This is a genomic window from Buchnera aphidicola (Macrosiphoniella sanborni), assembly GCF_005080885.1.
In the GTDB taxonomy this organism is placed as follows: Bacteria; Pseudomonadota; Gammaproteobacteria; order Enterobacterales; family Enterobacteriaceae; genus Buchnera; species Buchnera aphidicola_AU.
In genome coordinates, this window is the sequence record NZ_CP034864.1 from 207,154 (window position 1) to 220,804 (window position 13,651).

7 protein-coding genes are annotated in these 13,651 nt (G+C 24.5%); 5 read left to right on the plus strand and 2 right to left on the minus strand.

Annotated features, from left to right (window positions below; translation table 11 throughout):
- Window positions 1–106 precede the first annotated feature (106 nt).
- Together mrcB and secA are read left to right on the plus strand one after the other, a co-directional pair.
- Window positions 107–2,365, plus strand: coding sequence for a penicillin-binding protein 1B (gene mrcB / locus D9V74_RS00935; RefSeq protein ID WP_261979371.1), 2,259 nt, complete (start codon window positions 107–109; stop codon window positions 2,363–2,365).
- 143 nt (window positions 2,366–2,508) lie between these two features.
- The gene (gene secA / locus D9V74_RS00940; protein ID WP_158362439.1) at window positions 2,509–5,133 is read left to right on the plus strand and encodes a preprotein translocase subunit SecA; all 2,625 of its coding nucleotides are present in this window, start codon (window positions 2,509–2,511) and stop codon (window positions 5,131–5,133) included.
- 282 nt (window positions 5,134–5,415) lie between these two features.
- Here the strand turns inward: secA and coaE are convergent, their stop codons facing one another.
- A complete protein-coding gene (gene coaE, locus D9V74_RS00945; RefSeq protein WP_158362441.1) occupies window positions 5,416–6,063 on the minus strand; it encodes a dephospho-CoA kinase in 648 nt (215 codons plus the stop codon).
- Window positions 6,064–7,323: 1,260 nt separating this feature from the next.
- On the opposite strand from coaE, the gene aceE reads away from it, so the two are divergent.
- From aceE to lpdA, 3 genes are read left to right on the plus strand one after another with little or no spacing between them, the layout of a single operon-like run.
- Window positions 7,324–9,990 (plus strand): pyruvate dehydrogenase (acetyl-transferring), homodimeric type, encoded by a 2,667-nt coding sequence (gene aceE, locus D9V74_RS00950; RefSeq protein WP_158362443.1) that lies wholly within the window; start codon window positions 7,324–7,326, stop codon window positions 9,988–9,990.
- 14 nt (window positions 9,991–10,004) lie between these two features.
- Entirely contained in the window at window positions 10,005–11,234 is a 1,230-nt protein-coding gene (locus D9V74_RS00955) for a 2-oxo acid dehydrogenase subunit E2 (protein ID WP_158362444.1), read from the plus strand.
- A 60-nt stretch (window positions 11,235–11,294) separates the two neighbouring features.
- Entirely contained in the window at window positions 11,295–12,710 is a 1,416-nt protein-coding gene (gene lpdA, locus D9V74_RS00960) for a dihydrolipoyl dehydrogenase (protein ID WP_158362446.1), read from the plus strand.
- A gap of 80 nt (window positions 12,711–12,790) precedes the next feature.
- Here the strand turns inward: lpdA and speD are convergent, their stop codons facing one another.
- Window positions 12,791–13,645 (minus strand): adenosylmethionine decarboxylase, encoded by an 855-nt coding sequence (gene speD, locus D9V74_RS00965; RefSeq protein ID WP_158362448.1) that lies wholly within the window; start codon window positions 13,643–13,645, stop codon window positions 12,791–12,793.
- Window positions 13,646–13,651: the final 6 nt, after the last annotated feature.

Below are 13,651 nucleotides of genomic sequence, written 5' to 3' on the forward strand. Positions count from 1 at the left end.
ATATTTATTTTATGTTTTTTAGACAAAAGTATTAAATTAAATACAAGTATTAAAAATCATATATAAAGGAACTGTTAATGCATAATATTAAAAAAAAAAAATATTCATAAAAGTATTTTTTTCTGTTTTATTATTAATTCTTTTTTATGGATTTTATTTATATGTTAAAATCAATCAATTAATTAATGGAAAAATATGGAATTTCTCAAATTCAATATACGGTCGTATAGTAAATTTAGAACCAGGTAATAATGCATATTCTCAAACAGAAATATTAAATATTTTAAAAGATACTATGTATAGAAAAGTAGATTGTGTAATGTTACCGGGAGAATATAGTGTAAAAAATAATGTCATAGAATTTATAAGACGTTCTTTTGATTTTCCTGATATAAAAGAAGGAGAATTTTATACACAATTATTATTTGAGAATAATCTTCTCAAAGAGATTAAAAATCTTGAAAATGATCGCCATTTTAGTTTTTTTCGTTTAGAACCTAAATTGATTTCTATATTATCATCTCCTCAAGGAGAAAAACGTATTTTTGTTTCTCGTGATAAATTTCCAAAAATGTTAGTTAAAACACTTTTATCTGTTGAGGATAAACATTTTTATGAACATGATGGTATTCATATATCTTCTATAATAAGAGCTTGTTTAGCTAATATAACAGCTGGTCGTGCGATTCAAGGTGGAAGTACGCTTACTCAGCAATTAGTAAAAAACTTGTTTTTAACAAATACACGTTCAGTTTTAAGAAAAATTAATGAAATATATATGGCATTAATTTTAGATTGTTTTTATACCAAAGATCGTATTTTAGAATTATATTGTAATGAAGTGTATTTAGGTCAAGATGGTGATGAACAAATTCGAGGATTTCCATTAGCAAGTATTTATTATTTTGGATGTCCAATAAATGAATTAACTTTAGATCAATATTCATTATTAGTCGGAATGGTAAAAGGACCATCTTTATATAATCCTTGGAATCATCCTATTTCTGCTTTAAAAAGAAGAAATTTAGTTTTATTATCATTATATAATCAAGAGTATATCACAAAAAAAAATTATCAAGATTTATCTAAAAAATCTTTAAATATTCAACCTAAAGGTAATATTTTTTCACCTCATCCTGCTTTTATACAATTAGTATCTGAAGAATTTAAAAAAAAAATAAAATATCCAATTGAGCATTTTTCAGGTATAAAAATTTTTACAACTTTTGATTCTATTTCACAAAATGCATTAGAAAAGGCTGTTGAAATTGGTGTGCCTATATTAAAGAAAAAAAAACAATTAAAAGATTTAGAAACAGCGATGATAGTTATAGATAAATTTACAGGTGAAGTGCAAGCACTCGTTGGAAGTGCTACACCAAAGTTTCATGGTTATAACCGAGTATTAAATGCTCGTCGTTCAATTGGTTCATTGTCTAAACCAATAACTTATTTAACTGCTTTGTCACAACCTAATAAATACCATTTAAATACTTGGATTTCTGATCGTCCAATTGCAATTAAATTAGATAATGGAGAATATTGGATTCCAAAAAATAATAATTTTTATTTTAGTGGAAAAGTTATGTTATTAGATGCATTAATTCATTCAATTAATATTCCTACGGTTAATCTGAGTGTAGATATAGGTTTCGAAAAGTTAGTTGATCATTGGTTAAAATTAGGTATATCTAAAAATCATATTTCTCTTTTTCCATCAATATCTTTAGGAGCTATTAATTTAACACCTATTGAAATAGCTCAAGTATTTCAGGTTATTGCAAATAGTGGTGATAAATCGTCATTATCTTCATTGAGATCAGTTATATCAGATAATGGTCAAGTATTTTATCAAACTTTGCCCCAATTAGAACATGTAGAATCTGCTGAAGCTTCTTATTTAACATTATATGCTATGCAACAAGTAGTAAATAATGGTACAGCGAAATCGTTAGGAAAAAATTTTAAAGAATTTTCTTTAGCGGGAAAAACTGGAACTACAAATAATTTGATTGATAATTGGTTTGTAGGAATTGATGGCAAACAAGTAGTTATTACATGGATAGGAAGAGATAATAATGAAACAACTAAATTATATAGTGCTTCTGGAGCAATGAAAATTTATGAAAGATATTTACAATATAAAAAACCAAAACCATTAGTATTAATACCGCCAAAAAACATTAATATGTTTTATGTTGATACATTAGGAAGATTATTTTGTAAAAAAGATCATCAACATCATCGAATAATACCAATATGGAATTTAAAAAATAAAAAAATTTGTGATGCTGATACAGAATTAGAATATTATTCAATAGATAAGAAAAAAAATATTTTATCTTGGTTTAAAAGTTTATTTTAAAAAATATCTTTTTAAGATTATAATCTTATATTTTTTTAGATATTAAATTATATATATATATTTATTATAACACATAATAAATGAATAAAATAAAGAATATCTTTATTATAAATTTAAAAAATTTAAATATGAGAATTTATAGTATGTTAATTAAATTTTTCAATAAAATATTTAGCAATCGCAATAATCGTATACTAAAAAAATTTAAAAAAATAGTATATTCTATTAATCAATTAGAAAAAGATTTTGAAAAATTATCAGATAAAAAATTACAATTACAAACAGATATATTACGATTAAGATTAAAAAAAGGAGAAACTTTAGATAATATATTACCTGAAGCTTTTGCTACAGTTCGAGAGGCAAGTAAACGCGTTTTTAATATGAGACATTTTGATGTACAAATATTAGGAGGTATTGTTTTAAATAAACAATGTGTTGCGGAAATGCGAACAGGTGAAGGAAAAACCTTAACTTCTACACTACCAGCTTATTTAAATGCATTAACTGGAAAAGGTGTACACATAGTAACTATGAATGATTATTTAGCTCGTAGAGATGCCGAACAAAATACTCCTTTATTTAAATTTCTTGGTTTGAAAGTAGGTTTAAATCTATCAGATATGTCTGCTAGTTTAAAAAGAGATGCTTATTTATCTGATATTACATATGGTACTAACAATGAATATGGATTTGATTATTTGCGTGATAATATGGTTTTCTTTCCTGAAGAAAGAGTACAAAGAGAATTAAATTATGCATTAGTAGATGAAGTTGATTCTATTTTAATAGATGAAGCTAGAACACCTTTAATTATTTCGGGACCTGCAGAAGATAGTTCTGAGCTATATCAGGAAATTAATACAATTGTTCCTCATCTAATTGCTCAAACAAAAGAAGATTCAGATATGTTTCATGGGATAGGTCATTTTGTTGTTGATGAGAAATCAAAACAAGTACATTTAACAGAACGAGGATTAATTACAGTTGAAAATTTTTTATTTGATAAAAAATTAATGAAAATAGGAGAATCATTATATTCATCTAATAATATTATATTAATGCATCATGTTTTAGCTGCACTACGTGCTCACAAATTATTTATGCGTAATGTTGATTATCTTGTAAAAGATAATAATGTAATCATCGTAGATGAACATACTGGTCGTGCTGTTCCTGGACGGAGATGGTCAGATGGATTACATCAAGCAATAGAAGCTAAAGAAAATGTGCCTATTAAAAATGAAAATCAAACTTTAGCATCAATAACATTCCAAAATTATTTTCGTTTATATAAGAAAATAGCAGGTATGACAGGAACAGCTGAAACTGAATCTTTTGAATTCAATACTATTTATAATCTTGATACAATTGTAATACCTACAAATAAAAAAATGATACGAAAAGATTTACCTGATTTAGTATTTATTACTGAAAAAGAAAAAAATAATGCTATTATTAAAGATATAAAAAGATGCTTTTCTTTAAAACAACCTGTATTAGTAGGTACAGTTTCTATTGAAAAATCAGAAATTATCTCTAGGGAATTATTAAAATTAAATATTCATCATAATGTTTTAAATGCTAAATTTCATGCTAAAGAAGCAGAGATTATAGCACAAGCAGGAAAATCTAATTCTATTACTATTGCTACTAATATGGCTGGTCGAGGTACAGATATAGTTCTTGGTGGTAATTTAGAGGTGCAATTAAATAAAAATAAAAAACTTTCACTACAAGAGCTTGAAAATATTAAAAGAAAATGGCAGAGAGAACATGATTTTGTTATTTCTATTGGGGGATTACATATCATTGGCACAGAACGTCATGAATCACGGCGTATTGATAATCAGTTAAGAGGTCGGTCTGGTCGTCAAGGAGATAGTGGTTCGTCTCGTTTTTATCTTTCTATGGAAGATCCATTAATGCGCATTTTTGCATCTGATAAAATTATAAATATGATGAAAAAATTAGGATTATCTTTTAATGAATCTATTGAACATCCATGGATAACTAAAGCTATAGAAAATGCACAAAAAAAAGTAGAAAATCGTAATTTTGATATTAGAAAACAATTATTAGAATATGATGATGTCATTAATCAACAACGTCGTGTTATTTACGCTCAACGTAATAAATTAATTGATAGTAAAGATATAAAAATTATGATACATGATATTTTTGAAGATGTTTTAAAAAAAAATATTTCTGTATATATACCAAATAATACTTCTAAAGAAAAATGGAAGATTATTGAATTAGAAAATATATTAAACACTAATTTTCATTTAAAAATAAATATTTTAGAGTGGTTGAATATACAACCTAATTTAAATGATATAGAGTTGGTGATAAAAATAATTGATATTGCACAAAAACAATATGAAAAAAAAGAAACAATCATTGGTTTAAATAATATGCGTATCATAGAAAAAACTATTATGTTACAAACATTAGATACGCTTTGGAAAGAACATTTATCAGCAATAGAATATTTAAGACAAGGCATTCATTTAAGAGGTTATGCACAAAAAGATCCTAAACAGGAATATAAAAGAGAATCTTTTAATATGTTTTCGAACATGTTAGAATTATTAAAAAATGAAGTAGTATTATTTTTGAGTAAAATTGATTTATTTCATGCAAAAAAATATCTTTATCCAAGTAAATATTTTAAAGATTTTTTAGATAATATAAAAATTAGTCGAAATGCAATATGTATTTGTGGTTCAGGTAAAAAATATAAGCATTGTCATGGAAGATTGTAAAATAATATATCTGTAATCATTTTTATTTTAAATTAGTAAAAAAATTATATTTTTGTAAAATATAATTATATAACTTAACTATTATTAAAAATAAAATAAAAAGTAATTTTTGATTTTTAAATAATTATTTTTATATTATATCATAAAGTACATATGTAATTTTAAGTTTTCTAATTTTTTATCTTTAAAATAACAACATCATAAATTCTACTAAAAATTTTCAAAATTATCAAAATACAAATAATTTTTTAAAAATGATTATGATATTAAATATACTTAATATCAATAAAATTTTGTTAGATAATTTTTTTTAATTATATTTTTTTTTTGATGTTGTTTTGATAAATATAAATAAAATAAATTCAAATAATTAACATATAATTGAATTTTTCTATAGTTATAATTATTAAAAATAATATCATCAGAAATAGATATTCTTTTTTTTCTAGTAGTTTGTAATGCAATAATTTTTTTTGCTTCTAAAATATTAATATTATCTCTTTTAATAATACGTGTAATTTGTTTTTTAACAGGTGCATCTACTAAAAGGATTCTATTAGCTTGTTTTTCTAAATTTTTTTCAATAAGTAACGGAACGACCCATAAACACCAATGTGATTTTATATTGTATATTTGATTTTTGGTTTCTTGATAAATTTTAGGATGTAATAAATTTTCTAACCATAAACGATCATTTTTATTATTTAAAATATGTTTTCTAAGTAAATATCGATTAATTGAATTATTTACATTTAATACTTTTTTACCAATTTTTTTTTTAATAGAATATACTACTTTTAAATTACGTTCTACAATATTTTTTGCAATCACATCAGTATCAATAATATTGACACCTATTTTTTTAAAACAATTAGAGACAGTAGTTTTTCCACTACCAATACCTCCAGTAAGTGCTACAATATAAGTCATAATATATTAATTTTGTAATATTTTATATTAGAATACAGATGATAATTTTATATGTATTAAAAAAGATATTAAATTAGGTTTTAAAGATTTTTAAATCTTAATAAAATATTTTACGTTAAAAATGTTAGTATAAGTGAATTTTATAGATTATTTTCTCTTAAAAATATTTTCTGATCTTTAGTCAGAAACGCTTTTTATTTAAGATATATAAATATAATAAGTATTTTTGCAATAGTGAAAGTTTGATAAAAATTTAAAATATTAACAGATATTTATAAATATTTTTTTAAAAATTGTAAAGATTTTATAAGTAGACTTTTTGATAACATATTAAATTGTTTAATTATCTTAATAAAATATCTAATGAAGATTATTTAAAAGCTAAAAAGATTATTTTATGATTTTTTAAATAAGATACAACATTTATATTTAATATTAATGATTTAAATAGTTATTTTAGATATTTTATATCTTTTTAAAAAATAAACAATTATTTTTTAGATAAAATTATTTATAGAACATATTGTTACTAAAGAAATAAGTATAGAATAGATGTTTTCTACATCTAATACAGTTGAATTCAAAATTAGTTTTAGGTAAGTATATACTACTATATATAATATATTGATAAAACTGATATTTGTTATTTTTATTGTTCAGATATAATAACATATCTAAATAAAGTTATTCATAAGATAAATTAATTATTTGTAATAGAACATCTACTACATCTAGGCACATGTCGAAATGATTTTAAGAAAAGACTGATTTTATTATTGTTTATGTTCAAGAAAATTTAATCTTTAAATAAAGAATACACAGGGAAATAATAAAAGCAATATCTAAAATATATCTACTATTTTATAGTATTAATTTGGTTTCTGTAACATAACGCTATTTTAATAAAATTTAAGAATATTCTATATCTAAAAAGAATTTAAAATATCTTTTCTGAGAAAAATTTATAATATTATTATACATGACTTCAAGAAAAATCAGTTTTTTTATATTAATATTGACGTCTCAATATTGAAGCAAAATCATTAAAAATAAATTTATAAGATAGAATTTATACAGGTTAATAAACAAGAAAATTATATTTTTAATATTTTTAAAATTGGATGAATATTTTTAGAAAATATTTTATATTTTAAGCATCAATAACATTAACTATATTTATATATAATTAATTTTATTGGTGTTTTTTAGATTAAAATAATTTAAATGTAAAACACATATAATGTATAAGGAATTTATACCATGTCAGAAAATTTATATCATGACGTGGATCCAATTGAAACTAATGATTGGGTGCAAGCTATTGAATCTGTTATCCGTGAAGAAGGTTATGAAAGAGCTCATTTTTTAATAGAACAAATATTAAAAAAATCTAAGATAAACAAAGTAAAATTTTTTAGATTATTTTTTACTAGTGATTATATTAATACTATTTGTAGTAACGATGAATATGAATATCCTGGCAATCTTATTTTAGAAAAACGTATACGTGCAGCAATTCGGTGGAATGCTATCATGATGGTATTACGTGCATCAAAAAAAAATTTAGAATTAGGTGGCCATTTATCATCTTTTCAATCGTCTGCAACAATATATGAAGTATGTTTTAATCATTTTTTTCAATCTAGTAATTGTGAAAATGGAGGGGATTTAGTTTATTTTCAAGGTCATATTTCTCCTGGAATTTACGCTCGTGCTTTTTTAGAAGGACGATTATCAAAAGAACAACTAGATAATTTTAGACAAGAAGTTGATGGAAAAGGTTTATCATCTTATCCCCATCCTAAATTAATGCCAAATTTTTGGCAATTTCCTACTGTATCAATGGGTTTAGGACCTATTTGTGCTATATATCAAGCAAGGTTTTTAAAATATTTAAAACATCGTCAGTTAAAAAATACTGAACGACAAACAGTTTATGCTTTTTTAGGTGATGGTGAGATGGATGAACCAGAATCCAAAGGGGCTATTTCTATAGCAGTACGTGAAAAATTAGATAATTTAATATTTATTATTAATTGCAATTTACAAAGATTAGATGGACCTGTAGTTGGTAATGGGAAAATTATAAATGAATTAGAAAGTTTTTTTTACGGTGCTGGATGGAAAGTAATAAAAGTAATCTGGGGAAGTAATTGGGATATTTTATTTAAAAAAGACACCACAGGTAAATTAATTCAATTAATGAATGAAACTGTTGATGGTGACTATCAGACTTTTAAATCTAGAAATGGAGCATATGTTCGTAAATATTTTTTTGGAAGATATAAAGAAACATATGAATTAGTAAAAGATATGACTGATGAAGAAATATGGCAATTAAATAGAGGAGGACACGACCCTAAAAAAATATTTAATGCTTTAAAACAAGCTAAAGAGACACAAAATAAACCAACAGTTATTTTAGCACATACTGTGAAAGGTTATGGCATGGGAATTGCCGCAGAAGGCCAAAATATTGCTCACCAAATAAAAAAAATAAATTTAGAAGGAATAATGTATATTCGAGATCGTTTTAATATTCCTATATCTAATAATGATATTAATAAGTTACCATATATTACTTTTAAAAAAAATTCTAAAGAATATTCTTATATACATGCTCAACGAAGAAAACTAGGTGGTTATGTTCCTTATCGTTTATCTAAATTCACTAAAAAAATAGTTATTCCAGAATTAACAGAATTTAAAGTATTGTTAGAAGAACAAAAAAAAGAAATTTCTACAACTATAGCTTTTATTCGTATTTTAAATATTATTTTAAAAAATAATTCCTTAAAAAATTTAATAGTACCAATAATTGCTGATGAAGCACGTACATTTGGAATGGAAGGTTTATTTCGTAAAATAGGCATTTATAGTCCTCATGGTCAAAAATATATTCCTCAAGATCAAGGACAATTAGCATATTATAAAGAAGAACAAAAAGGGCAAATTTTACAAGAAGGAATTAATGAATTAGGTGCAGCTTCATCTTGGTTAGCTGCAGCGACTTCTTATAGTACTAATAATTTTCCTATGATTCCATTTTATATTTATTATTCAATATTTGGTTTTCAAAGAATAGGAGATTTATTTTGGGCAGCTGGAGATCAACAAGCAAGAGGGTTTTTGATTGGAGGAACTTCTGGAAGAACCACTTTAAATGGTGAGGGATTACAACATGAAGATGGTCATAGTCATATACAATCTTTGACTATTCCTAATTGTATATCTTATGATCCTGCATTTTCTTATGAAATTGCTGTAATTATACAAGATGGATTAAAACGAATGTATGGGCCTAGTCAAGAAAACATATATTATTATATTACTACTATTAATGAAAATTTTTATATGCCAGCTATGCCTATAGGTGCAGAAGAAGGTATTTGTAAAGGTATTTATAAATTAAAAACTTTATATAGTACTACTGAATTAAAAATTCAATTAATAGGATCTGGTGCAATTTTGCATTCTGTTTGTGCAGCTGCAGAAATTTTATATAGAGATTATTCTATTACAATAGATATATATAGTGTAACTTCTTTTACAGAATTAGCTAGAAATGGACAAGATTGTGAACGATGGAATATGTTACATCCTAATGAAAAAAATAAAATAGCATATGTTAAAACAGTAATGAACACATATCCGACTGTCGCAGCAACTGATTATATGAAATTGTATGCTGAACAAATTCGTCATTATATTCCTTCAAAAGAATATCATGTTTTAGGAACAGATGGTTTTGGTCGTTCAGACAGTCGTGATAAATTACGTATTCATTTTGAAGTAAGTGTACATTACATAGTTATAGCTGCTTTAAATTTGTTAGCTAAAATAAAACAGATTAAGATAAAGGTAGTAGAAGATGCGATTATTAAATTTAACATTAATCCTGATAAAATTAATCCGCGTTTAGCTTAAGAGGTGTCACACTAGTGGATATAGAAGTAAAAGTTCCTGATATTGGCTTAGATGAGTTAGAAGTAACGGAGATACTTGTTCATATTAATGAATATGTTGCATTAGAACAAGGTTTAATTACTGTAGAAGGAGATAAAACTTCTATGGAAATACCGTCTCCTATTTCAGGTATTGTAAAAAAAATTCATATAAAAATTGGTGATAAAGTAAAAACTGATTCTTGTATAATGATATTTAAGGTGGATAGTTTAACTACTCCTTTATCTGAAATAGACAATAATAAAATAGATGATAATCATCATCTAGAAAAAAGTGTTTCATACAATCCAAAATATTCAGATTTTCCAAAAAATGTTAAAAAAGATAATATTTTTCATGCAACTCCAGTGATCAGACGTTTAGCTAGAAATTTAAATATTAATTTATGTGAAGTGGTAGGAACAGGTCCTAAAAAACGTATTTTAAAAGAAGATTTAGAACTATATAAAAACACTCTTGTTACACAAAATAATCAAAATCATTTAAATATTGTTAATGAATCTGAAATAAAAGAGTTAAAGTTAAGTAACATGCAAAAAACAGTGGGTTATAATCTTCATCAAAATTGGATTAATATACCTCATGTTACACAATTTGATGAAGTAAATGTTACTTTATTAGAAGAATTTCGTAAAAAATATAATAATACAAGAAAAATACAAAAAAAAATAGGTAATAATATTACTATGTTAATTTTTGTGATTAAAGTAGTATCATATGCATTAGAAAAATTTCCTATTTTCAATAGTTTTTTAACTGCACATAATAAAAAAATTATTTTAAAAAAATATATTAATATTGGCATAGCTGTAGATATTGATAATGAGTTGTATGTACCTGTATTAAAAGATACTAATAAAAAAAATGTTAAGCAATTATCCAATGAGTTAAGATTACTTTTAGAAAAAGCAAAAAATAAACAATTACATGCTACAGATATGACAGATGGATGTTTTACAATCTCTAATTTAGGAGGTATTGGAGGCAGTTGGTTTTCTCCAATAATTAATGCTCCTGAAGTTGCTATTCTTGGGGTATCTAAAATTCAGACAAAACCATTATGGGACGGAAAACAATTTATTCCATCTTTAATGTTACCTCTATCTTTATCTTATGATCATCGTGTAATTAATGGAGCTATTGCAGCTCGATTTCTTACATTTATTGGAAAAATATTATCTGATATACATTTTTTGATTATGTAATTTTCATATTTGTTTTATTAAAATGTTTTTTAATTCAAATATACTATACGTGAGGTTGTAATGAATGAAAAAATTCATGCTCAAGTAGTAATTATTGGATCTGGACCTGCAGGGTATTCTGCAGCTTTTCGTTGTGCAGATTTAGGTTTAGATACTGTTTTAATAGAGCGTTATAATAAATTAGGAGGAGTGTGTTTAAATGTGGGTTGTATTCCTTCAAAAACGTTATTACATATAGCTAAAGTTATTAAAGAAGCAAAAGAATTATATGAATCCGGTGTTATTTTTAATACACCAGTAATCGATATTAAAAAAATAAAAATTTGGAAAGAAAAAATTATTAATAAATTAACTCATGGTTTATCTCAGATGAGAGATAAAAGAAAAATAAGAATTTTTCAAGGAGATGCTATTTTCAATACTGATAAAAGTATTTATGTGAATAATAAAGAAGATAAATTAACTATTTTTTTTGATTATGCTGTTATTGCAACAGGTTCTAAACCCACAAAAATTCCTTCAATACCATATAACGATACGAGGATTTGGGATTCAAGTGATGCTTTATCATTAAAAAATATACCAAATCGTTTTTTGATTATAGGTGCAGGTATTATTGGTTTAGAAATGGCAACAATATATAGCGCATTAGGTTCAAATGTTGATATTATTGATCGATTTAATCATTTTCTTCCTGCAGTAGATGAAGATATTTCTAACGCATATATCAAATCTATTAATAAAAGATTTAATTTAATGCTAAATACTCATATAGAAAAAATTAAATTAGAACAATCTAGTCTGATTGTAAACATAGTACGAGATGGTGTTGATCAAAAAAATATATTTTATGATAATATCTTAGTTGCTGTAGGAAGAACTCCTAATATTGACAAATTAGGTTTAGATAAAATTGGACTAAAAATTAATAATTTTGGTTTTATTGAAGTGAATAATCAATTGCAAACAAATATACCTTATATTTATGCGGTAGGTGATGTAACTGGTTTTCCTATGTTAGCTCATAAAGGTGTTCATGAAGGGCGTATTGCAGCTGAAGTTATTTCTGGTCAAAAGCATTATTTTGAACCAACAGTTATTCCATCAATAGCATATACTGAACCTGAAGTTGCTTGGGTTGGATTAAATGAAAAACAAGCTAAAAAAGAAAATATAGATTATTCTGTCTCTACTTTTCCCTGGAATGCATCAGGAAGAGCTATGGCTTCAAATTGTACTATGGGTTTAACAAAATTACTTTTTAATAAAAGAAATAATAAAATTATTGGAGGATCTATTATAGGAACAAATGCTGGTGAATTAATTGGAGAAGTAGGACTTGCTATTGAAATGGGGTGCGATGCTGAAGATATTGCATTAACTATTCATGCTCATCCTACTTTATATGAATCCATTGGTTTATCTGCAGAAATTTTTCAAGGAACAGCAACAGATGTATTAAATGTTAACAGATAGTGAGATATGTTTCTAAAGAAAAAAAGATTATAGAAATATCATTTCTATAATCTTTTTGTTGTTTAAAAAAAATTTTATTTTTAACAATTGATTTTTGAAAGATTTTTAATTGTATTTTTATGGATTAAATCTGATTTTGATATATTTCTACCATAATATATTTCTCGCATCTCTCTTAATAGTAGATTAACAACATGAGAGTATTTTTCTTTTTCTAAATCTTCTAAATGAATGTTAAATAAATAATTTTTTAAATTAAAATCTTTTAATAGCATTCGAGTATGAAAAATATTTTCTTGATACATATTTACATCAAACATTTCATAAGTTGATTTTATATGATGAGACATAAAATTTTGAATAGAACTAATTTTATGATCAATAAAATGTTTTTTACCATTAATATCTCGAGTAAACCCTCTTATACGATATTCAATAGTGACAATATCTGATTCTAATTGATGTATAAGATAATTTAGTGCATTGAGAGGTGATATAACACCACATGTTGAAACTTCAATATCAGCTCGAAAAGTACAAATTCCATTTTGAGGATGACTTTCTGGATATGTATGCACACAAATATGACTTTTATCTAAATGAGCAATTACAGAAGATGATGTAAATGTATTATTTAAAATATTGATTTTTTTTGTATTTTTCCTCATCGGTTCTTCTGATACTGAAATCGTTACACTGGCTCCCTGAGGTTCATAATCTTGATGAAATATATTTAAAATATTAGCACCAATAATTGAGCAGGTTTTTTTTAAAATATTAGTTAACCGAATGGAATTATACTGTTCATCAATATAAGAAATATAACTATTACGCGAATCATCAGTATTTGCATAGCAAATATCATAGATACAAAAACTTAGGCTTTTAGTTAAATTATTAAAGCCATATAATTTTAGTTTTTGCAATTTAATCATTCTCCT